The 22,866-nt window shown below is 64.8% G+C and carries 20 protein-coding genes; 9 read left to right on the plus strand and 11 right to left on the minus strand.

Annotated features, from left to right (window positions below):
- Positions 1–137 precede the first annotated feature (137 nt).
- The 7 genes from G3N59_RS28210 (at position 138) to G3N59_RS28240 (ending at position 8,091) form a co-directional block, all read left to right on the plus strand.
- On the plus strand, positions 138–1,439 hold the full coding sequence (locus tag G3N59_RS28210) for an MFS transporter (protein WP_241024338.1): 1,302 nt from the start codon (positions 138–140) through the stop codon (positions 1,437–1,439).
- On the plus strand, positions 1,436–2,365 hold the full coding sequence (locus G3N59_RS28215) for a dihydrodipicolinate synthase family protein (RefSeq protein ID WP_205986118.1): 930 nt from the start codon (positions 1,436–1,438) through the stop codon (positions 2,363–2,365). Before G3N59_RS28210 ends, G3N59_RS28215 begins: the two co-directional genes overlap by 4 nt.
- Before the next feature lie 61 nt (positions 2,366–2,426).
- Positions 2,427–3,356 carry a Gfo/Idh/MocA family oxidoreductase gene (locus G3N59_RS28220; RefSeq protein ID WP_205986119.1) on the plus strand — a complete coding sequence of 310 codons (930 nt, stop codon included), beginning with the start codon at positions 2,427–2,429 and terminating at the stop codon, positions 3,354–3,356.
- A gap of 79 nt (positions 3,357–3,435) precedes the next feature.
- Complete coding sequence (locus G3N59_RS28225; RefSeq protein WP_205986120.1) at positions 3,436–4,440, plus strand: arabinose ABC transporter substrate-binding protein; 1,005 nt, start codon at positions 3,436–3,438, stop codon at positions 4,438–4,440.
- A 19-nt stretch (positions 4,441–4,459) separates the two neighbouring features.
- Positions 4,460–6,016 (plus strand): L-arabinose ABC transporter ATP-binding protein AraG, encoded by a 1,557-nt coding sequence (araG, locus tag G3N59_RS28230; RefSeq protein WP_241024330.1) that lies wholly within the window; start codon positions 4,460–4,462, stop codon positions 6,014–6,016.
- A gap of 23 nt (positions 6,017–6,039) precedes the next feature.
- Positions 6,040–7,050, plus strand: a complete 1,011-nt coding sequence (gene araH, locus G3N59_RS28235; protein ID WP_027819840.1) for an L-arabinose ABC transporter permease AraH — start codon at positions 6,040–6,042, stop codon at positions 7,048–7,050.
- A 192-nt stretch (positions 7,051–7,242) separates the two neighbouring features.
- A complete protein-coding gene (locus tag G3N59_RS28240) occupies positions 7,243–8,091 on the plus strand; it encodes a DUF5672 family protein (protein WP_205986121.1) in 849 nt (282 codons plus the stop codon).
- Here the strand turns inward: G3N59_RS28240 and G3N59_RS28245 are convergent, their stop codons facing one another.
- The 8 genes from G3N59_RS28245 to G3N59_RS28280 all read right to left on the minus strand — a co-directional run bounded on the left by G3N59_RS28245 (position 8,092) and on the right by G3N59_RS28280 (position 16,873).
- Entirely contained in the window at positions 8,092–8,817 is a 726-nt protein-coding gene (locus tag G3N59_RS28245; RefSeq protein WP_205986122.1) for a FadR/GntR family transcriptional regulator, read from the minus strand.
- 50 nt (positions 8,818–8,867) lie between these two features.
- Positions 8,868–9,677 (minus strand): ATP-binding cassette domain-containing protein, encoded by an 810-nt coding sequence (locus tag G3N59_RS28250; protein WP_205986123.1) that lies wholly within the window; start codon positions 9,675–9,677, stop codon positions 8,868–8,870.
- Positions 9,677–10,684 (minus strand): ABC transporter permease, encoded by a 1,008-nt coding sequence (locus G3N59_RS28255; protein WP_205986124.1) that lies wholly within the window; start codon positions 10,682–10,684, stop codon positions 9,677–9,679. Before G3N59_RS28255 ends, G3N59_RS28250 begins: the two co-directional genes overlap by 1 nt.
- Positions 10,684–11,727: a sugar ABC transporter substrate-binding protein gene (locus G3N59_RS28260; RefSeq protein WP_241024339.1), complete on the minus strand. Its 1,044-nt coding sequence runs from the start codon at positions 11,725–11,727 to the stop codon at positions 10,684–10,686. Before G3N59_RS28260 ends, G3N59_RS28255 begins: the two co-directional genes overlap by 1 nt.
- A gap of 319 nt (positions 11,728–12,046) precedes the next feature.
- Entirely contained in the window at positions 12,047–13,195 is a 1,149-nt protein-coding gene (gene yjfF / locus G3N59_RS28265) for a galactofuranose ABC transporter, permease protein YjfF (RefSeq protein WP_205986125.1), read from the minus strand.
- Positions 13,196–13,232: 37 nt separating this feature from the next.
- Positions 13,233–14,291, minus strand: coding sequence for an ABC transporter permease (locus tag G3N59_RS28270; RefSeq protein WP_205986126.1), 1,059 nt, complete (start codon positions 14,289–14,291; stop codon positions 13,233–13,235).
- A complete protein-coding gene (locus G3N59_RS28275) occupies positions 14,288–15,808 on the minus strand; it encodes a sugar ABC transporter ATP-binding protein (protein ID WP_205986127.1) in 1,521 nt (506 codons plus the stop codon). The genes G3N59_RS28270 and G3N59_RS28275 overlap by 4 nt, the downstream gene beginning before the upstream one ends.
- Before the next feature lie 96 nt (positions 15,809–15,904).
- Positions 15,905–16,873 carry an ABC transporter substrate-binding protein gene (locus G3N59_RS28280; RefSeq protein ID WP_205986128.1) on the minus strand — a complete coding sequence of 323 codons (969 nt, stop codon included), beginning with the start codon at positions 16,871–16,873 and terminating at the stop codon, positions 15,905–15,907.
- Between the two features lie 283 nt (positions 16,874–17,156).
- Here G3N59_RS28280 and G3N59_RS28285 point away from each other — a divergent pair, with 283 nt between their 5' ends.
- Positions 17,157–18,899 (plus strand): IlvD/Edd family dehydratase, encoded by a 1,743-nt coding sequence (locus tag G3N59_RS28285; protein WP_205986129.1) that lies wholly within the window; start codon positions 17,157–17,159, stop codon positions 18,897–18,899.
- 64 nt (positions 18,900–18,963) lie between these two features.
- On the opposite strand, the gene fabV is transcribed toward G3N59_RS28285, so the two are convergent.
- Together fabV and G3N59_RS28295 are read right to left on the minus strand one after the other, a co-directional pair.
- Positions 18,964–20,160: an enoyl-ACP reductase FabV gene (fabV, locus tag G3N59_RS28290; protein WP_205986130.1), complete on the minus strand. Its 1,197-nt coding sequence runs from the start codon at positions 20,158–20,160 to the stop codon at positions 18,964–18,966.
- Between the two features lie 175 nt (positions 20,161–20,335).
- Positions 20,336–21,334, minus strand: a complete 999-nt coding sequence (locus G3N59_RS28295) for an NAD-dependent epimerase/dehydratase family protein (protein WP_205986131.1) — start codon at positions 21,332–21,334, stop codon at positions 20,336–20,338.
- A 99-nt stretch (positions 21,335–21,433) separates the two neighbouring features.
- On the opposite strand from G3N59_RS28295, the gene G3N59_RS28300 reads away from it, so the two are divergent.
- Positions 21,434–22,330, plus strand: a complete 897-nt coding sequence (locus tag G3N59_RS28300) for a LysR family transcriptional regulator (protein ID WP_205986132.1) — start codon at positions 21,434–21,436, stop codon at positions 22,328–22,330.
- Between the two features lie 33 nt (positions 22,331–22,363).
- Here the strand turns inward: G3N59_RS28300 and G3N59_RS28305 are convergent, their stop codons facing one another.
- The gene (locus G3N59_RS28305; protein ID WP_205986133.1) at positions 22,364–22,840 is read right to left on the minus strand and encodes an OsmC family protein; all 477 of its coding nucleotides are present in this window, start codon (positions 22,838–22,840) and stop codon (positions 22,364–22,366) included.
- Between the last annotated feature and the right edge of the window lie 26 nt (positions 22,841–22,866).

The raw sequence follows: 22,866 nt of genomic DNA on the forward strand, positions 1-22,866 counted from the left end.
TATCGTCCTCACACGCCGCCCACGAGATCCGCGCTTAACGCGGACCGGCGGCACGCTGGAGCAACAGGAAGGAGACAGACAGGATGACGAATTCGCAGGTGCTGCAATCCGGCAAGACCGAAGCGAGCGCGCCCCAGATGGGCGCGGAGGAAAAGCGTATCGTCGGCCATATCGCGCGGCGGCTCGTGCCGTTTCTCGCGCTGATCTATGTAGTGGCCTATGTCGATCGCACGGTGGTGGGTTTCGCGAAGCTGCATATGAACGCGGCCGTGGGCCTGAGCGATGCGGCCTATGGCATGGGCGCAGGGCTGTTCTTTATCGGCTATTTTCTCTGCGAAGTGCCGAGCAATCTCGCGCTGGCGCGCTTCGGCGCACGGGTGTGGTTCGCGCGCATTCTGTTCACGTGGGGCGCGATTACGATGGCGATGGCCTTCGTCAGCGGTCCGAAGAGTTTTTATGTGTTGCGCTTTTTGCTGGGCGCAGCCGAAGCCGGGCTCTATCCCGGCATTCTGTTTTTCCTCACGCACTGGTTTCCGCTGCGCCATCGCGCGCGCGTGATTGGTTTGCTGGTGCTCGCGCAGCCGATTGCCGGCATCGTCACCGGCCCGATTGCGGGTGCGCTGCTGGAAACCCACGGCTTTTTCGGGCTCTCGAACTGGCAGACGCTTTTTGTCGCGAGCGGCTTGCCTGCCGTGCTGCTGTGCATTCCGACGCTGCGTCTGCTGCCCGAGTCGCCCGCGCATGCACGCTGGCTCGATGTGCCGTCGCGCCGCTGGATCGAACGCGAACTGGCCGCCGACAAGCGCAGCTACTCACTCGATTCGCATCGCAATCCGTTCAGCGCGTTGAAAGACCGCCGTGTCTTGCTGCTCGCGCTGCTGTTTCTGCCGTTTCCGCTGTGCATCTACGGTTTGTCACTGTGGTTGCCTACCATTATCAAGGCGTTCGGCGTGAGCGATTCGACGGCGGGGCTGCTGTCCGCGGTGCCGTATCTGTTCGCGGTCGTCGGCCTGTTGATCGTGCCGCGTCATTCGGATAAACGCCGCGAGCGCTACGGACATATCGTGGTGGTCTCCAGCGTAGCCGCCTTGACGATGGCCGCGAGCGCGTGGGTGCATTCGCCGGTGCTGCAACTGCTGTTCATCAGCCTGACGGCATTTTCGATCTACTCGATCCAGGCCGTGGTCTGGGCGCTGCCGGGTGAATTCCTGAGCGGCACCAGCGCCGCCGTGGGGATCGCGATGATCAACTCGCTCGCGAATCTGGGCGGTTATCTCGGGCCTTACGGTGTCGGGCTCATCAAGGACGCGACGGGCAGCCTCGCGGCCGGACTGTATTTTCTCGCGGCCACGCTGGTGATCGCGGTGCTCGCCACCTTCGCGGTGCGCGCCGCGCTGCGCACGCCAGCCACCTCTACTGAAGCAGGATTGACGACATGACGACCAGCAGCACGCCCCGCTACCGGGGCATCTTCCCGGTGGTGCCCACCACCTTCACCGCAAGCGGCGAACTCGACCTGGCCAGCCAGAAGCGCGCGGTCGATTTCATGATCGACGCGGGCGTCAACGGCCTGTGCATTCTCGCCAACTTCTCCGAGCAGTTCTCGCTCTCCGACGACGAACGCGAACTCATCACCCGCACCGTGCTCGAACACGTGGCGGGCCGCGTGCCGGTGATCGTCACGACCACGCATTACGGCTCGAACGTGTGCGCCGCGCGCAGCAAGCGCGCGCAGGAGCAGGGCGCGGCGATGGTGATGGTGATGCCGCCGTATCACGGCGCCACCTTCCGCGTGCCCGAAGCGCAGATCTACGAGTTCTACGCGCGCGTGTCCGACGCCATCGACATTCCGATCATGATTCAGGATGCGCCCGCGAGCGGCACGGTGTTGTCCGCGCCGTTTCTTGCGCGCATGGCTCGCGAGATCGAGCAGGTGTCGTACTTCAAGATCGAAACGCCGGGCGCGGCCAACAAGCTGCGCGAGTTGATCCGCCTTGCAGGCGACGCGGCCGAAGGCCCGTGGGACGGCGAAGAAGGCATCACGCTGCTGGCGGATCTGCACGCCGGCGCGACCGGTTCGATGACAGGCGGCGGCTTCCCCGACGGCATCCGTCCGATCCTCGACGCCTGGCACGCAGGCCGCGCGGATGACGCCTTCACGCTCTACCAGAAGTGGCTGCCGCTGATCAATCATGAGAACCGTCAGGCCGGTTTGCTGGCCTGCAAGGCGCTGATGAAGGAAGGCGGCGTGATCGACTGCGAACTGCCGCGCCATCCGCTGCCCGCCATGCATCCGGAAACGCGCGCCGAACTCATTGCGATTGCGCGACGTCTCGACCCGCTCGTGCTGCGGTGGGGCAAATAAGTCGTTCGGCATCCATAACAATAATTGCCTGGTTTCTGCTGGATAAGGATTGGAGATCGTCATGAATGCGTCGTATACGTTGGCCATCGTCGGTGTCGGCAAGATTGCGCGCGACCAGCATCTGCCTGCCATCGCGGGCAATCCCGGCTTCGATCTGGTCGCGGCCGCGAGCCGCAACGCGCAGGTCGAAGGCGTGCGCAATTACAGCGATGTCGATGCCTTGCTCGCCGCCGAACACGACCTCGATGCCGTGTCGCTGTGCGCGCCGCCGCAGGTGCGTTACGCGCAGGCACGCGCGGCGCTCGAAGCAGGCAAGCACGTGATGCTCGAAAAGCCGCCGGGCGCGAGCGTGAGCGAAGTGGAAGCGCTGCGCGAACTCGCGAAGCAACACAAGCGCACGCTGTTCGCCACCTGGCATTCGCGCTGCGCGAGCGCGGTCGAACCGGCGCGCGCGTGGCTCGCGCAGCGCACGCTGCGTGCCGTGCATGTGCGCTGGAAGGAAGACGTGCGCCGCTGGCATCCGGGCCAGCAGTGGATCTGGGAACCGGGCGGCCTGGGCGTATTCGATCCGGGCATCAACGCGCTGTCCATCGTCACGCGCATTCTGCCGCGCGAAGTGCTGCTGCGCGGCGCGACGCTGCATGTGCCGGGTGACTGCTCGACGCCGATCGCCGCCGAACTCGATTGCATCGATACCGATGGCGTGCCCGTGCGCGCCGAATTCGACTGGCGTCATGGTCCGGTCGAGCAATGGGAAATCGACGTGGAAACCACCGACGGCCTGCTGTCGATTTCCGAAGGCGGCAAGCGCCTGGCGATCAACGGCGATCCGGTCGAACTCGATGCGGAACGCGAATACGCGGCGCTTTACGAGCGTTTCCACTGGCTGATCGCGCACGGCACCGAGGATGTGGATGTGCGCCCGCTACGCCTGGTGGCGGACGCATTCCTGCTGGGCAAGCATATCGAAGTCGAAGCATTCGGGCACTGATCGCGTAACGACATCATTCGCATGACGAACTAACTGGATACAACGCAGAAGCAACAACCACACCCAAGGAGACAGAAGCATGACCAGCACCATCCGCCGCTTTACCCTTCGCGCCGTGTTCGCGGCCCTGTGCGTCGCGCCGCTCGGCATGAATATCGCGGCGCACGCCGATTCGCCCACCAAGATCGGCTTTCTCGTGAAGATGCCGGAACAGGCGTGGTTCATCAACGAACAGAAGGCCGCTACGGCGCTGGGCCAGAAGGAAAACTTCTCGGTCGTGAACATCGGCACGCCGGACGGCGAGAAGGTGCTGGCCGCGATCGATAACCTCGGCGCTCAAGGCGCGCAGGGCTTCGTGATCTGCGCCCCCGACGTGCGTCTCGGACCGGCAATTCAGGCGCGCGCCAAGCGCTACAACATGAAGTTCGTGACGGTGGACGATCAGCTGGTCGATTCCTCGGGCAAGCCGCTCGCGAGCGTGCCGCATCTGGGCATGTCGGCGTTCAAGATCGGCAATCAGGTCGGCACGGCCATCGCCGACGAAATGAAGAAGCGCGGCTGGAAGCCGGAAGAAGTGGGCGCGCTGCGCATCACCGACTACGAACTGCCGACCGCCAAGCTGCGCACGGATGGCGCCACGGCTTCGCTGATCGCCGGCGGCTTCAAGAAGGAAAACATTTTCGACGCGCCGCAAAAGACCACCGACGACGAAGGCGGCTTCAACGCCGCTTCGCCGGTGCTCGCGCAGCATCCGAACATCAAGAAATGGGTGATCTTCGCGCTCAACGAAGAAAGCGTGCTGGGCGCCGTGCGCGCAACGGAACAACTGCATCTGCCGGCTGCGGACGTGATCGGCGTGGGCATCAACGGTGCGGGCGAAGCGTTCGCCGAGTTCCAGAAGAAGGCGCCCACGGGCTTCTACGGCACCATCGCGGTGAGTTCGACCAACCACGGCAAGGACAGCGCGCAGAACCTCGTCGAGTGGATTCGCGACGGCAAGCAGCCCGCCGCCGATACGCAGACCACCGGCAAGCTGATGACGCGCGACAACTGGACGGCTGTGCGTAGCGAGCTGGGTATCTAAGTTCTGCTCAGGGAATGCAATGACTGAAACCATGACCTATGCCGATGCAGCGCGCGCGAGCGGAGCGGTACAACAGGCTCAACAGGGGCCGCGCGCGTATCTGGAGCTCGACGGCATCACCGTGAGCTTTCCGGGCGTGAAGGCGCTCGACCGCGTGTCGCTGGAAGTGCGCGCGGGCGAAGTGCACGGCCTGATGGGCGAGAACGGCGCGGGCAAATCCACGCTGCTCAAGGTGCTGTCGGGCGTGAACCAGGCGCAGGAAGGCACGCTCGCGCTCAATGGCGTGGAGCAGCGCTTCACGACCACGAAGGCGGCGCTCGATGCGGGCATCGCGATCATCTATCAGGAATTGCATCTGGTGCCCGAGCTGACGGTGGCCGACAACCTGATGCTCGGGCAACTGCCCAACCGCCTGGGCGTGCTCGACGAACGCACGCTCGTGCAGCGCGCGATGGACGAACTCAAGCGTCTGGGCGAGCGTATCGATCCACGCACGCCGGTGAAGAATCTCTCCATCGGCCAGCGCCAGATGATCGAGATCGGCAAGGCGCTGATGCGCGACGCGCGCGTGATCGCCTTCGACGAACCCACGAGTTCGCTTTCGGCGCGCGAGACCGAGAACCTCTTTCGCATCATCAACGCGCTGCGCGCCGATGGCCGCGCGATCATCTACGTCACGCACCGCATGGACGAAGTCTATGAGTTGTGCGACCGCGTGACGGTGTTCCGCGACGGCAAGCGCATCGAGACCTTCGAATCGGTCGCCGATCTCGACCGCAACCGCCTGATCGCGGCGATGGTGGGCCGCTCGATCGAGGACGTCTACGGCTATCGCCCGCGCGCAGCCGGCGACGTGCTGCTCGAAGCCAAAGGGCTGATGGGACCGGGCCTGGCCGAGCCGGTGTCGTTTGCGGCGCGGCGCGGCGAGATCGTCGGCTTCTTTGGCCTGGTGGGCGCGGGCCGCTCCGAATTGATGAAGCTGATTTACGGCGCCACGCGCGCCAGTGCCGGCCACGTCGAACTGAACGGCCAGCGCGTGAACTTCGCGAGCCCGCGCGACGCCGTGCGCGCAGGCATCGCGCTGTGCCCGGAGGACCGCAAGCAGGAAGGCATCGTCGCGATTGCGTCGGTGGCGGATAACCTCAATATCAGCGCGCGCCGTCATTTCAGTCCCGCGCGCTTCCTGCTCGACGCGAAACGCGAGAAGACGCTGGCGCAGGACTACATCAAGAAACTCGCGATCAAGACGCGCAATGGCGATACGGCCATCGGCACGCTGTCGGGCGGCAACCAGCAGAAGGTGATCCTGTCGCGCTGGCTGGCCGAACGCATCGACGTGTTCCTGATGGACGAACCCACGCGCGGCATCGACGTGGGCGCGCGCGCCGAAATCTACAACCTGCTTTACGAGCTGGCCGAAGCGGGGCGCACCGTGATCATGGTGTCGAGCGATCTCGCCGAGGTGATCGGCGTGGCCGACCGCATCGTCGTGATGCGCGAAGGGCGAATCGCAGGCAGCCTGCCGAAGGCCGAAGCCACGCCCGACGAACTGATCAAGCTCGCGCTGCCGCGTTGAGCACTACCGAAACACACATTGAGATGAGTCAAGCCATGCAGCCACAGGGCACGCCTACCGTCAACGAAGCCGCCGCGCCGATCACGCCTTCGCGTGCGCGCGCGTGGGACATGATCAACAAATCGGGCATCGCGGTGGTGTTCGTGGCGCTGTTCGCGATACTGTCCGCGACGGTGCCGGATTTCCTCACGAGCCGCAATATTCAGGGTCTTTTGCTGTCCGTCACGCTGATCGGCTCGATCTCCGTGACCATGATGTTCGTGCTCGCGCTGGGCGAGGTCGATCTGTCCGTGGCGTCGATCGTCGCGTTCTCGGGCGTGGTCGCGTCCACGGTGATCACGCAGTCGCATAGCGTGCTGCTGGGCATTGCGGCGGGCATTCTCGCGGGCGGCGCGGTCGGGCTCGTCAACGGCGTGCTGATCGCGCGCTTCAAGATCAATTCGCTGATCGCCACGCTCGCGATGATGGAAGCGGTGCGCGGTCTCGCCTTCCTCACCTCGAACGGCGACGCGGTGATGATCTCGGAAGAGCGCTTCTTCGACCTCGGCGGCGGTTCGTTCCTCGGCATTTCGTTCCCGATCTGGAGCAACATCATCGGCTTCGTGCTGTTCGGCTTCCTGCTCAAGAAAACCGTGTTCGGCAAGAACGTGCTGGCCGTGGGCGGCAATGGCGAGGCCGCGCGTCTCGCCGGTCTGCCGGTCACGCGTATCAAGATCACGGTGTTCGTGCTGCAAGGGCTGGTGACGGGCTTCGCGGGCGTGATGCTGGCTTCGCGCATGAGCCTGGGCGACCCGAAGACTTCGGTGGGCCTGGAACTGGGCGTGATCTCGGCCTGCGTGCTGGGCGGCGTGTCGCTCACGGGCGGCGTGGCGACGATCTCGGGCGTGCTGGTGGGCGTGCTGATCATGGGCTCGGTGCAGGACGCCATGAGCCTCATGAACGTGCCGACGTTCTATCAGTATCTGATTCGCGGCGGCATTCTGTTGCTCGCGGTGCTGTTCGACCAGTTCCGCCGCAGCAAGCGCGCAGTCTGAGGAATCGCAATAAGAAGTATTCCACCCGTCCTGCGCAGCGCGGACGGGTGCTGGATTTGATGTGCGGCAAGCATCGGCAACATTTGATGCCGATGACCGGGGGGCGTGGCGTTTCGAGACGGCGGCGCGGGCATACCATCTTGCGCCACTGCGGGGATTGGCCTCGCGCTCGACACTCCCCGGACTCCACCCATGCACGACAGCCGGCCCCTGGCCCTACCCGAGGTCACGCTCTGCGCGGCCGATACGATCAACCCGGCGCTCGCCGCGCGCGCCCTCGATATTTCGATGTCGCGTTGCACTTTCGGCGACGCCATGCTGTTCACGCATCAGGACGTGGCCACGCGCGCGCGCATCGTCAGGATCGACCCGCTGCGCTCGCGTGAGGCGTATTCGGCGTTCATGCTCAAGGAACTCGCGCAGCACATCGCCACGCCCTGGGTGCTGGTCGCGCAATGGGATGGTTATGTGCTGGACGCGTCGCGCTGGAGCGAGCGGTTCTTCGAGTACGACTATATCGGCGCGCACTGGCCGCATCGCCCGCCCGGCCAGGACATGGGCAATGGCGGTTTTTCGCTGCGATCGGCGCGCCTGCTGAAAGCCCTTGCCGACGAGCGCTTCGTGGTCGCGCCCGATACGGTCGAAGACGAAGCCATCTGCCAGCAATGGCGCCCGGTGCTGGAAGCGGAATACGGCATGCGCTACGCGCCGCTGGACGTGGCGGCGCAGTTTTCCTACGAGGCTTCGCCGGGCGCGCGGCCGAGCTTTGGCTTCCACGCTGTCTACAACATGTGGCGTCACGTGGACGACAGCGAAATGATGGCGATCATGCGCGATATCGACCTGCGCACCTTCGCGTCGAACGAATCGCTGCATCTGCTCACCGTGTATTGCCGGCTGCAGAAGTACGCATGCGTGCGCGCGATGTACGCGCGCTACCGCAGCCACTGGAGCCGTCAGGAAATCGTCGATGCACTCAAGCGCGCGGGCATCAAGGAAGAACTCGCGCAGCATTACGTGCAGATCTGCGAGAACGCCTGATTACGTCTCCAGCGCGGCGCCGCCCAGTATCGAAGTCGCATCGGCGCGCGCGTTGTCGAGCTGCACGACACTGGCCTGACGCGCCGCGAGCGCATCGCGATGCTCGATCGCCGTGAGGATCGCCTTGTGGCGCGGCAGCGAAAGCGCATGGGTATTCGGATGCCGGCTCGTGAGCTTGATCGATTCGGTCAGCGCCAGCGAGAGCATATTGCCGATATACGCGAGCATGTCGTTATGCGTGGCCGCCATGATCGCGCGGTGGAATTCGAGGTCGGGTTCGAGCAGGTCGCTGGCGGTTTTCGCCTCTTCCATGCGCGCGTAGGCGGTGGCGATGCGGGCGCGGTCTTCGTCGGTGGCGGAAATCGCGGCGAGCGCGGCGGCGGCCGGTTCGATGATCTGGCGCACCGTCATGAGCGAGCGGAAGAATTCGCCTTCGGGCAGGCTGTTGACGGTCCAGAACAGCACGTCGGGGTCGAGCATGTGCCATTCTTCGCGCGGGCGCACCACGCTGCCCACGCGCGGCTTCGACACCACGAGGCCCTTGGCGACCAGCACGCGGGTCGCTTCGCGCAGCACGGGGCGGCTTACGCCATAGGTTTCGCACAATGTCGGTTCGGGAGGCAGACGCTGTCCCGGGCGCAGCGAGCCGCCCACGATCTGCATGCCGAGCTCCTGCACGATGCGAGCGTGCATGCTCTTGCGTTTCTCTAGATTGCGGTAATCCATAGATGATCCGACCGGGCGCGCCGGTCAGGCATGCCCCCTGTTGACGACGATCACGCGCTGGTGGCGCGCATCGCCCGGTATTCCCGCCGCACGATGTCCATCAGCTCCGCCACCGAAGTAAGCGCGCTCTTTTGTTCATACGTGACGCGGCCCCGCTGCATCAACATGATGCGATCCGCAATATCGAGCGTCTGCGCATAGTTGTGCATGATCATGATAATGGATAGCCCGCCCTTTTCCTTCAGACGCATGAGCAGGTCGATGATGAGCCCGGCCTCGCGCGCGCCCATTGCCGCGAGCGGTTCGTCGAGCAGCAGGATCTTCGCGTTCGAGTGCACGGCGCGCGCCACCGCAATCGCCTGACGCTGGCCGCCGGACAGCCGCTCCACCGGCAGATCGACCGACGGCACATGCACGCCGATATCGTCGAGACACTGCGCCGCGCGCTCGCGCATCTGCTTGTGATCGAGCAGCCGGAACGGACCGCGCCGCACGATCTCGCGGTTCAGGAACATGTTGTGATAGATCGACAGCGAATTCGCGAGCGCGAGATCCTGATAGACGCATTCGATACCCAGCGAGCGCGCGTGATCGACGGAACGCAGCAGGGTTTGCTGACCGTCGATATACAGTTCGCCGTCGGTCTGCTGATGAAAGCCCGTGAGGATTTTCACGAGCGTGGATTTGCCCGCGCCGTTATCGCCGAGAATGCCCAGAATTTCGCCCTTGCCGAGCGTGAGCGAGACACCGTCGAGCGCCGTCACCGCGCCGAAGCGCTTGACGATCTTGTCGCCGCGCAGGGCGAGCGGTTCGAGCGCGCCACCATTCGCGGGCGCGTGGAAAGCCTGCGATTCGTCCATCAGCGGCCTCCCTTGCGGCGAATGCGGCCGACGTGAATATTGAAGACCATCGCGGCGAGAATCGCGGCGCCCAGAATGATGTTGAAGGTAAAGGCGTTGATGCCGATCAGCGTGAAGCCGTCGTTCAGAATGCCGAGCACCGCCGCGCCGATCAACCCGCCCACGATCGTGCCCGAGCCGCCCGTGAGCGGCGTGCCGCCGATCACCGCCGCGGCCACGGCCAGAAACATGATCTGGTTGCCGCCCGCCTGCGGATCGATCGAGGTGATGCGAAAGCCTTCGAGTATGCCGGTCAGGCCTGCGAGCACTGCCGCGATCACGAAGTTGCCCAGCCGCAGCCGGTTCACATGAATACCGGCCTCGCTCGCGCCCACCGGGTTCGCGCCCGCCGCCTGCGTATGCAGACCCCAGCGCGTATGGCGCAGCAAGGTGTGCATGATCACGGCCAGCGCCACGGTCCAGAGAATCTCGCTATAACCCCACGCGCCCATGAAGGCCGAAAACTCCGGCGAGCCCGGCGTGGAGGCCGGCGTGCCGCGCGAAACCGTCAGCGTGATGCCGTTGATCAGAAACAGCGTGCCGAGCGTGGTGACGAAAGAGGGCAGGCGCAGCCACACGGTCACCGCGCCGTTCACGAAGCCGATGATCGCCGCCGCCACCAGACCGGCGATCACGGCGAGCCACATCGGCGCGCCCGCATCGTTGGCGAACACCATCATGAACGGCGCAAAGGCGAACACCATGCCCGCCGACAGATCGATATCGCCGCCGATCATCAGCATGATTTCGCCGAACGCGATGATCGCCACCGGCGCGATGAACTGCGAGAGATTGACGAGGCTCGCGTTGGTGAGCAGGAAATCGTGATTCGCGAACTCGAAGTAAGCGGCCAGCAACACGGCCACGAGCAGGATGCGCAGCTCGGCCGCCCAGTGCGAGGTCCACGGTACACCCGCGCGCCGGGGCGCGCGGGCTTCGACATTGCCAGGTTCGTTCACCGTATCCATCACGACTTGATTGCGCCGCTCATCGGCACGATTTGCGGCTTGGTGGTCTTGCCTTCATAACGCGTCGAGGTGTTCAGATACGGCTCGACCGTCGACTTCGTCACGAACTTCAGACCCGTGTTGATATTGGCCGGCCCGACAAGGCCGCCCGAAGCGAGGAACACGAACGCTTCCATCACCGTGTAGAAGCCCTGCACATAGGGTTGCTGGTCGATGGTGAAGTCGAGGAAGCCTTCGTGAATCAACTGGATGGTGGTGGGCAGCAGATCGAAGCCGCCGCCGTGCACGCCCTTCGAAGGCAGATTCGATTCCTTCATCACCTGCGCGACGCCCTGCGTGCTGCCCGCGTCCACCGCGAACATGCCCTTGAGATCCTGGTGGCCCAGATAGAACGACTTGATCTTCGAGAGTTCTTCATTGACCGTTGCGCCCGTGGCGACGGTCTGGATATCGATCTTCTTGCCGGACTTCTTGATCGCGTCGCTTGCGCCGTCGAGACGCGGCTGGATGTTCAACTGTCCGGGCGTGGCGATGAAAAGCGCCACCATGCCGCTATCGATCAGACTGACGATGCGCTCGCCCATCTGATAGCCCGAGAGATACAGATCCTGGCCGATATAGGCGAGGCGCGGATTGCTCTTGCCGCGCGGCGCGTCGGCGTTATAGGCGAACACCGGAATGCCGGCGTCGAGCGCGGCCTGAATCGGCTTGTCGAAAGCGCCCGGGTCGACGATCGGCACGGCGATGGCGTCGGCCTTGGCGGCGATCGCGGAGTTGACCGCGCGCACCATTTCGCCTGCATCGGAGGTGGCCGAACCGGTCCACTGATAGTCCATGCCGAACATCGAGCAGGCGTCCTGAATACCGTACTGCGTCGGCACGAAGAAGGGATTCGTGGTCACGTGATTGACGAACACGATCTTCCACTTCTTGTGCGATGGGAAGGCCATTTCGGCGGCCTGCGCCTGCGAAATCATGCCGCCTGCGCCGCCGCCCAGCGCGCCCATCAGGGACAGCGCAGCGCCTAGCCCTGCGCCTTGCATCAGGCCGCGCCGCGTGGCGTTCAGGCCCGCGTTGCGGGTGTCTTGCGTGGATTCCTGCGGATGGTTGTCGTCATCCCGTTGCTGCGCCATGTCTTCCTCCGGCTCTCGTTGTCGTGGGTCGATCGAATCGACTTTGCGTTCGACGTTGCGTCGATAAACGTGCAGATGCTGGGGCGGCACCGGAAGTGCGCGAGCGTGGGTGCGTGATTCGGTGCGTGCTGTGATGTCGATAACGTTGCCATGCGCCGTGCCGTACCGCAAAAATCTTAGTGCAGGGCTGTTGAGCCGCCTAATCCATGTATACCCCTAACTAGTCGGACTATTGGGTGCGCGGCGGCGAGGCGAAGCGCGCCTGCTTCATCGGTTCGAGCGGCGCGTCGGGCTGCGTGAGCGTTCGGCGCGCGCGTTGCGCGCCCTTGCCGCCGCCCGTCGATTTACGCCGCGCCGCGTGACGTTCGGTGGCGCGCTGCAGCAGACAGAATGCGCAGAGCAGGGCGCCGATCACGATGCGCGTCCACCACGAACTGAGCGTGCCGTCGAAGGTGATGAGCGTCTGGATCGTGCCGAGAATGCCCACGCCGAACACCGAACCGATCACATAGCCCACCCCGCCCGTGAGCAGCGTGCCGCCGATCACCGTCGCGGCGATGGCGTCGAGCTCCATGCCTTGCGCCTGCAGGCCGTAGCCCGAGAGCACGTACAGCGTGAACACCACGCCACCGAGCGCCGAGCAGAAACCCGACAGCGCATACACGCCGATCTTGGTGCGCGCCACCGGCAGGCCCATCAGCAGCGCGGAGCGCTCGTTCCCGCCGATCGCATAGACATTGCGGCCGAAGCGCGTGAAATGCGCGATCACGATGCCGCCCGCGAGCATCGCCAGCGCAGTCAGCGAGCCGGTCGTGAGCGAGCCGCTGCCCACCGGAATGTTGAATTCGGAGAGCGCGTGAAAACCGGCGTCGTTGATCTGGATGGATTCGGTGGTGATGAGGAAGCAGGCGCCGCGCGCGAGGAACATGCCCGCGAGCGTGATGATGAAGGGCTGCAGGCGGAAGAAGTGGATCAGCGCGCCCATGGCCGCACCATAAAGCGCGCCGAGCAGCAGCACGAGCGGCACGACTACGGCCACGGGCCAGTGCAGTTTTTCGGTGCCTACGGCGCAGAGTATGGTTGTGAGCGCAACCACTGCGCCCACGGAAAGATCGATGCCGCCCGAGATGATCACAAACGTCATGCCGATGGCGACGATCAGCAGAAACGCATTATCGACCAGCAGTCCAAACAAGACTTGCAGCGAGAAAAAGCCTTTGTACATGACCGAACCGAAGCCAAACAGCGCGACGAACAGCAGCACGGTCACGACAATCGGCAATACACGCGGATCGACAAAACGCGCGATCCCGCGCCGCCACGCGGCAGCGTTCGTGGAAGCGGCGGTAGAAGAAGCGGAAGGCGATGGACGGTTCATGCAGCAAATCCCCGAAGTGTCCTTGAATGACGGGCGTTCATGCGCGCGCCCGGCGACCCGATGCGAGGCGTCGCAACTGCGCGGCCAGGAAAGCGCGCGCGGCGGGCGACTGGATCACGCTCACGACCAGCACGACCACGGCCTTGACCACGAGCGTGGCTTCGGGCGGCACGCCGATCGAATACGTCGTATAGGTCAGCGTCTGGATGATGAGGGCGCCCAGCACCGTGCCCGCGAGACTGAAGCGGCCGCCCGAGAGCGAAGTGCCGCCCAGCGTCACGGCGAGAATCGCGTCGAGTTCGAGCAACAGGCCGGCGTTGTTGCCGTCGGCGCTACGCACGTTCGAGCTGATGAGAATGCCCGCAATCGAGGCCGTCAAACCGCAGAACGCATACGCGCCGAACACCACCGCCTGCGAAGACAGGCCCGCAAGCCGCGCGGCCACCGGATTCACGCCGATCGAGCGGATAAAGAGCCCCAGCGCCGTGCGATTGACGATCAGCACGGTCAGTACCGTCACGGCAATCGCGATCCACACCGCGCAGGGCACCAGCGCGAGATAACCGCCGCCCGCATAGAGATAGCCCTTCGCGCCGATGGGGATGATCTGCCCGCCGGTGAGCAGTTGCGCGACGCCGCGCCCGGCCACCATCAGGATCAGCGTGGCGATGATCGGCTGCATGCCGACAAAGGCCACCAGCAGACCGTTCCAGAGGCCCGCGGCGAGGCCCACGGCCAGCGCCGCGCCAAACGCCATGGCAACATTGGTGGGATCGTCGGCGAGCACGGTGGCGGCCGCCGCGCCCGCGATGGCGACGACCGCGCCCACCGAAATATCGATGCCGCGCGTGGCGATCACGAGCGTCATGCCGAGCGACACCACCACCAGCGGCGCGGCGCGCATGAGGATATCGACGGGCGCGCCGAACAGATGGCCGCCGAGAATTGTGATCGACAGAAAGTTCGCACGATGCGCGACGTCCACGGCGAATAGCGCCACCAGCGTGAGCGCAGGCCATACGAGCGGATGCCGCAGCAGCAGCGCGAGCCACGACGGCAGGCCCGCAGGCAGCCCCGACTTCGGACGCGTGTTCATCGGCGGTCTCCGGCGATGAGGTCGTAGACCTCGTGTTCCGAGCGCTGCGCGCCCGCGAGTTCGGCCACCTTGCGGCGATCGCGCAGCACGGCGATACGATCGCTCACGCGCACCACTTCGCTGATTTCGGATGAGATGAACAGAATGCCCAGCCCCTTCGCGCAGAGCGCGCGCACGCGGTCCATGATTTCGAACTTGGCGGCGACGTCGATGCCGCGCGTGGGTTCGTCGAGGATCAGCAGACGCGGTTCGGTGGCGAGCCAGCGCGCCAGCAGCACCTTCTGCTGATTGCCGCCCGAGAGCAGGCCGATGGGTTGCTCCGCATCGCGCGCCTTGATGCCAAGCTGCGCGATGTATTGATCGGCGAGTTCGCGCTGACGCGCGCGGCCGATCATGCGCCACCAGCCACGCCGCGCCTGCAGCGCCAGCACGATGTTTTCGCGGATCGACAGATCGGCGACGATGCCTTCCTTCTTGCGATCTTCCGGGCAGTAGGCCATGCCATGCCGCACGGCGTCGCGCGGCGAGGACAGCTTCACGGGCTTGCCGTTGATATGGAGCGCGCCCGCATCGGCTTTATCGGCGCCGAAAATCAGGCGCGCGGTTTCCGTGCGCCCTGAACCGAGCAAGCCAGCGAGGCCCAGAATCTGCCCCGGCTGCACTTCGAGATCGAGCGGATTGAGCACGCCGCGCCGCGCGACGCCTTGCGCGGCGAGGTAGGGCTGGCCGCCTGGCGCGGCGGCTTCGTCGTGGCGCGGCGCTTCCGCCTGCGCGAGCCGCGCGCCGGCATCCTCGAGCCCGACCATCTTCGCGACCAGCGTTTGCACCGGCAGATCGGCGGCAAGATATTCGCCTTCGCGCTCGCCGTTACGCATGACGGTGATGCGGTCGGAGATTGCGTAGGTCTGCTCCAGAAAATGCGTGACGAACAGAATCGCGATACCCGACGCCTTGAGCTTGCGCAGCACGTCGAAAAGCCGCGTGACTTCGCCTTCGTCGAGGCTGGAAGTGGGTTCGTCGAGAATCAGGATGCGCGCATCGACCGACACCGCGCGCGCGATCGCCACCATCTGCTGCATCGCAATCGGATAGGTGTCGAGCGACTGCGTCACGTCGAGCGAAAGATTGAGTTGCGCGAGCGCTTCGGCGGCGCGCCGGTGAATCGTTTTCCAGTCGATCAGGCCGCGTTTGCGCGGCTGCCGCCCGGCGAAAATATTCTCCGCCACCGAGAGATTCGGGCAGAGATTGACTTCCTGATAGAGCGTCTGGATGCCCGCGGCTTCGGCTTCCTGCGGCGTCGAAAAACGCACTGCCTGGCCTGCAAGGCGGATCTCGCCGGCTTCCGGTTCGTGCACGCCCGTGAGCACGTTGATCAGCGTGGATTTGCCCGCGCCGTTCTGGCCCATCAGCGTGTGAACCTCGCCGGGGAACAGACGAAAATCGACCCGGTCGAGCGCACGCACGCCGGGGAAGGTTCGCGACAGGCCAATGGTTTCGAGTAGCGGCGTTGCGCTCATAAGCAGGAGCCGAAAAAGAACGAACTGCCAATCAATGCGCAGCGCGCGTCACGCTGGAGAGACCGTGACGCGCGCCCCTTGCCTTCCCAACCTCGATCAATACTTGCGCGAGGGCAGCGTTTGCGCCGCAACATCCATCGGGAACACGGTTTCGTTCGTGACGATGCGCTTGGGCAATTGCTTGCCTGCGACCACGTCCTTCACGGCCGTCATCAGTTGCGGCCCGAGCAGCGGGCTGCATTCCACGTCCACGTTCATCTTGCCGGCGATCATCGCTTCGAAGCCGCCCTTGGTGGCGTCGAACGAGACCACGCTCACGTCCTTGCCCGGCTTCATGCCCGCTTCTTCCATCGCCTGGATCGCGCCCAGCGCCATGTCGTCGTTATGCGCGTAGACCACGTTGATCTTGTTGCCGTAGGACTTGGCGAAGGCTTCCATCACCTGCTTGCCGCCCGCGAGCGTGAAGTCGCCGCTTTGCGAAGCGATGATCTTGAACTTCGGATCGTTCTTGATGACTTCGATCAGACCGGCATGGCGATCGTTGGCCGGAGCGGAACCGACCGTGCCCTGCAGCTCGACGATATTGATCGGGCCGGGATTGCTCTTGTAGTGCTCTTCGAGCCATTTGCCCGCGCGGCGGCCTTCTTCCATGAAGTCCGAGCCGATCATCGTGACGTAGAGCGATTGATCCTTCACGTCGATGTTGCGGTCGGTGAGGATCACGGGAATCTTCGCGCGTTTCGCTTCCTGTAGCACCGGTTCCCAACCCGATTCCACCACCGGCGAGAACGCAATCACATCGACTTTCTGCGCGATATACGAGCGGATCGCCTTGATCTGGTTTTCCTGCTTTTGCTGCGCGTCCGAGAACTTGAGGTTGATGCCGGCGTCCTTGGCGGCGGCCTTGACCGACACCGTGTTGGCGGTGCGCCAGGCGCTTTCCGCGCCCACCTGGGCAAAACCCAGCGTAATCTGCTTGTCTTCGGCGTGCGCGACGCCCGCCGCCAGAGAGAAAGCCGCCGCTGCCGCGACGAACCCGCTCACCATGCGAGTTGCCAGTTTCATGCGTGTCTCCGATGTCGCTCTATCGTTTTTTAATTCACGGCGCATCGCTCGCGTCCACCACGGCCGGACAGAAGCACGAGTCGATCGCGCCATCCCGGGCCCTCGGTCGCCCTCGGACCGCTGCCTTGCAATTGCTGCATTGCGGTGCTGCTTTTTTGCTTCGGATTTCTGAATAGCCAAACTATATGCAACAGTTCAGGCCGTTTTTATTAGCGTTTTCCCGATCCTTGCGACTCATATAGTCATGCTATTTATGGGTCTTTCTCACAAAGTGGGCAAAGCCATGAACACCCGAAAGCCCAGGCTCCGCTCGGCCGAGTGGTTCGGCACGGCGGACAAGAACGGTTTCATGTATCGCAGCTGGATGAAGAACCAAGGCATTCCCGATCACGAGTTCGCCGGCAAGCCCATTATCGGCATCTGCAATACGTGGTCGGAACTCACGCCCTGCAATGCGCACTTTCGCAAGCTCGCCGAACACGTGAAGCGCGGCGTGTACGAGGCGGGCGGTTTCCCGGTCGAGTTTCCGGTGTTTTCGAACGGCGAATCGAATCTGCGGCCCACGGCGATGTTCACGCGCAATCTCGCCTCGATGGACGTGGAGGAATCGATCCGCGGCAATCCCGTCGATGCGGTGGTGCTGCTGGTGGGCTGCGACAAGACCACGCCGGCCCTGCTGATGGGCGCGGCCAGTTGCGATGTGCCCGCGATCGTGGTGAGCGGCGGGCCGATGCTCAACGGCAAGCACGAAGGGCGCGACATCGGTTCGGGCACGGTCGTGTGGCAACTGAGCGAGCAGGTGAAGGCGGGCAAGATTTCGATTCACGATTTCATGTCGGCGGAAGCGGGCATGTCGCGTTCGGCGGGCACCTGCAACACCATGGGCACGGCTTCGACGATGGCCTGCATGGCGGAAGCATTAGGCGTGACGTTGCCGCATAACGCAGCGATTCCAGCGGTGGATGCGCGGCGTTATGTGCTTGCACAAATGTCAGGAATACGAATTGTCGAAATGGCGCTGGAGGATGTGCGGCTTTCGAAACTGCTTACGCGCGAGGCGTTCGAGAATGCGATACGCGCGAATGCGGCGATAGGCGGCTCCACCAATGCGGCGATTCATTTGAAGGCGATCGCCGGGCGCATTGGCGTGCCGCTGGAACTGGACGACTGGACCCGCATCGGGCGCGGCACGCCCACGCTGGTCGATCTGCAGCCATCCGGCCGCTTTCTGATGGAAGAGTTCTATTACGCGGGCGGCTTGCCCGCCGTGTTGCGCAGGCTCGGCGAAGCGAATCTGCTGCCGCATCCCGATGCGCTCACGGCCAATGGCCGAACGCTTTGGGAGAACGTGTGCGAAGCGCCGAACTACAACGACGAAGTCATCCGCCCGATCGGCAATCCGCTCGTGCAGGATGGCGGGCTGTGCGTGTTGCGCGGCAATCTCGCGCCCAACGGCGCGGTGCTCAAACCGTCTGCGGCGACGCCGGCATTGCTCAAGCATCGCGGCCGCGCCGTGGTGTTCGAGCATTTCGAGGACTACAAAAAGCGCATCGTCGATCCCGATCTGGACGTGACGGCGGATTCGGTGCTCGTGATGAAAAACTGCGGCCCGAAGGGTTATCCGGGCATGGCCGAAGTCGGCAATATGGGCCTGCCGCCCAAGCTGCTCGCGCAGGGCGTGACCGACATGGTGCGCGTGTCGGACGCGCGCATGAGCGGCACGGCTTACGGCACGGTGGTGCTGCACGTCGCGCCCGAAGCGCGCGCGGGCGGGCCGCTTGCCATCGTGCGCGACGGCGACTGGATCGAACTGGATTGCGAAACCGGCACGCTGCGCGTGGATATCGACGATGTGGAAATTCGCACGCGTCTGGACACGTGGCGCGCGCAGCAACAGCCGCTGGCGGCGGATGGCAGCGGTTATCGCAAGCTCTACGTCGAACACGTGCTGCAAGCCGACGAAGGCTGTGACTTCGATTTTCTGGTGGGTTGCCGTGGCGCGGAGGTGCCGAAGCACTCGCATTGACCGGCGCGAGGTCGTTGTGCGCGCAACGGGCGAACGCCTGCTGCGCGCACACGGATGGACTGCTTTACTTCTCGATGATGCCCGGAATCGCGACGTTCGGATTGACGTCGGCCGTGTAGTCCACGCCTTCGATGCCGAAGCCGAACAGGCGCAGGAATTCCGCCTTGTAGCCGGCGAAATCGGTCATCGCGTAGATGTTGTCATCGGCGACTTCGTTCCACCAGGCCTTGACCTGCTCCTGGATGGCCGGATCGAGTTCCTTGTAGTCGGCGCGCAGACGGCCTTCGTCGTCGAGGATCGGCGTCGTGCTGTAGAGCGAGTCCTTGTACAGACCGTAGACCTGCTCGATGCAGCCTTCGTGCGTGCCGTTGGCCTTCATCGCGCGGAACAGCAGCGAGAGGTACAGCGGCATGATGGGAATCGCCGAGCTGGCCTGCGTCACCACGGCCTTGAGCACGGCCACGCGGGCGTCGCCGCCGGTGGCTGCGAGCTTCGCGCGAATGCCCAGCACCTTCTGGTCCAGATCCTTCTTGGCCTGGCCGATCGAGCCGTTCCAGTAGATGTCGTGCGTGACTTCGGCGCCCAGATACGTGAATGCCGTGGTCTTCGCGCCATCGGCGAGCACGCCGGCTGCAGCCAGCGCGTCGATCCACATCTGCCAGTCTTCACCGCCCATCACCGCCACGGTGCCGTCGAGTTCTTCCTGGGTGGCCGCTTCGAGGACGGTTTCCTTGATCACTTCCTTGTCGGTGTCGATGCCGCGCATGCGCAGCTGCTTGCCGACCGGCTTGAGCGTCGAGTTGTGCACGGTGCCCGTGACCGGGTGCGTGCGGCGCGGCGCGGCGAGGCTGTAGACCACCAGGTCGACCTGGCCGAGATCGCGCTTGATCGCTTCGATGGTTTCCTGCTTGATGGCGTCCGAGAACGCGTCGCCGTTGATGGACTTCGCGTAGAGGCCCTTCTGGGTGGCGAACTTCTCGAAGGCCGCCGTGTTGTACCAGCCGGCCGTGGCCGGGCGGGTGTCGGTGCCGGCGCGCTCGAAGCAGACGCCGAGCGTGGCCGCATCCGAGCCGAAGGCCGCCGAAATGCGGGCGGCGAGGCCGTAGCCGGTCGAGGCGCCGAGCACGAGCACGCGCTTCGGGCCGTTGGCCACGGGGCCGTGTTGTTTAACGTATTCGATTTGCTGAGCGACGTTGGCTTCACATCCTGCCGGATGGGCCGTCACGCAAATGAAGCCGCGGACGCGCGGTTCGATAATCATCAGACTTCTCCGTAAGTCGCATGGTGCATGCAGGAACGGGGCGCATTTTAGCGCGAGCCGGGCCTGCGGGCCATTCGTCGCGTTTTTGGCGAGGGTTATTGGGGCCGGTTGCGCGCTGTGAGCGGCATTTTTTGCGGCCATTTTTCCCTCGCCACGGAGTCGTTCCGAGGCGCTTTCAGTGCGCCGCAGCCATCGGATTCGACGCGGCGGGCAGGCAGCCAAGGCCTTGCAGCGTGGCTTCCACAGCCGTATCCAGCGGCGTGTGCGGCTCGCAGCCGAGCGTTGCGACGAGGTGGCGGTTGTCGAGTTCGAGCGTCTCGCGCCAGAGATAGCGCATTTCCAGCATTTCGCGCGGCGTGGTCGAAAAGAGCGCCGCCACGTAGATCAACGGCCAGGGAAACGCGCCGCGCTTGACCGTCAGGCCGTGGCGCGCGGCCACGCGGCAAATGGCGGCGGCCATTTGCGTGCCGTCCGCGTCCCAGTGGCCGGCCATGTGAAAGCGCGCGAAAGGCGCGAGCGCGCCTCGCTGCGCGATCAGTTCGAGCATGGCGCGCGCGACGTCCGGCACATAGCCCCACGCGTGGCCGACGCCCGGCGTGCCCGGCTCGCGCACGCTCGCCACCGGCGCGCCGGGCTTGAGAAACCCCTGGGCGAGCCAGCTATTGCCCACCTGCGGCCCGAAAAAGTCGCCCGCCCGCAGTACGATCGCGCGCACGTCCCGCGCGGTGGCGGCCTCGATGCGCCGCTCCAGTTCCACACGGATCGCGCCCTTGCGGGTGCGCGGCTGCTGCGGCGCGTCCTCGGCCACCCGCGGCAGCGCCTCGGGGCCGAAGTTGTAGACCGTGCCCGGCAGCACCACGGTGGCGCGCCCAGCCTGTGCGGCGGCCAGCGTGTTGTCGATCATCGGCAGCACGAGATCGGCCCAGCGTCGATAGCCCGGCGGATTCACCGCATGCACGATCACCTCGCATCCCTGGGCGGCGCGCAGGACGGCTTCGCGGTCCATGACATCGCCTTGCACGACCTCGATGCCCGGCAGGCTGGCGGCGCGCCGCTGCAAGGCCCGCACGCGCCAGCCCGCACCGGCAAGCTGGCGCGCGACTTCGCCGCCGATTCCGCCGCTCACGCCCAGCACGAGGGCCGTGCGGGCCGGTTCTCCGAGATTTGCCGCCATGATCGTTCTCGCTTGAATGAAGTGTCGATGGCTGCATTCTGCGCGTCTCGCCGATCATAAAAAATTGCCGAAGATGCGCTATCGGCTATACATTTATGCATGGCTTCGAACCTCAATTGGGAACTCTACCGAACCTTCCTCGCGGTATTCACGGAAGGCTCGCTCTCGGGCGCGGCGCGCGCGCTGGGCATCACGCAACCTACGGCGGGGCGGCATATCGCGTCGCTGGAAGCCGCGTTCGGCCAGCCGTTGTTCACGCGCTCGCCCGCCGGTTTTCTGCCGACCGAAGCCGCAGGCGCGCTGCGCGGTTACGCCGAGTCCATGCGCAGCACGGCGGCGGCGCTGGAACGCGCGGCTTCGGGGCCGGGCAATGCGATGCGCGGCGTCGTGCGCGTGTCGGCCAGCGAAGTGGTGAGCGTGGAAGTGCTGCCGCCGGTCCTCGCCGCCTTGCGCCGCGCGCATCCGCAGATCGTCGTCGAACTGGTGCCGAGCAACCGGCTGCAGGACCTGCTTCAGCGCGAAGTGGATATTGCCGTGCGCATGACGCAGCCGCAGCAGGACATGCTGATCGCGCGGCGGATCGGCGAGATCCAGATCGGCATGCACGCGCGCGACGACTATCTGGCCGCTCACGGCACGCCCGACACGCTCGCCGATCTCGCGCGGCACACGCTGATCGGCTATGACACGGTGACGCCGTTCGTGCGCGCGGCGTCGAGCCGCTTGCCGTACTGGAAGCGCGAGAGTTTCGCGCTGCGCACCGATAGCGATGTCGCGCAACTGGCGATGATTCGCGCGGGTTGCGGTATCGGCATTTGCCAGGTGGGGGTGGCGCGGCGCGACACGCGCCTGCAGCGCGTGCTGCCGCACGACTGCGCCGCGAGCCTGACGACGTGGATCGCCATGCATGAAGACCTGCGCAGCAACAAGCGCTGCAAGGCGGTGTTCGATGCGCTGGCCAGCGGCCTGGAAGCGTATATCGCGCAGGCGGCTTGAACGTGCCCGCCCGCGCTTGTGATCAGCGTGAGATCACTCGCTTGCGATCTCTATCACCGGCTCGCAGCGGATCGGGAAGTTCACCGAGTTGGCGATATAGCACTGCTCGTGCGCCGCGTGGTGCAGCTGTTCGGCGAGACTCGGGTTGTCGCCCGCGCGGATCGTCACGCGCGGACGCAGCACGATTTCCTTGAAGCAGCCGCGCTGCGGGCTGTCGATCATCGTGCCCTGCGCGTCGTCCACATAGGCGAGCACGGCGATGCCCGCATCGGCGCACAGATGCAGATACCAGAGCTTGTGACAGGCGCTGGCCGAGGCCACGAGCAGATCTTCCGGGTTCCAGCGCGCGGCGTCGCCACGAAATGCCGGGTCCGCCGATCCGGCGATAGCGGCCTTGCCGGCCGCTTCGATCGTGTGATCGCGATCATAGTCGCGATACCCCGAGGTGCCCGTGCCGCGATTGCCGGTCCATCGCACCGTCACCGCGTAGTTGTGTTCCTTGTGCGCCATCTGAAGCTCTCCGTGCTGTCATGGGT

Source organism: Paraburkholderia sp. Ac-20340, assembly GCF_017104965.1.
Lineage (GTDB): Bacteria > Pseudomonadota > Gammaproteobacteria > Burkholderiales > Burkholderiaceae > Paraburkholderia.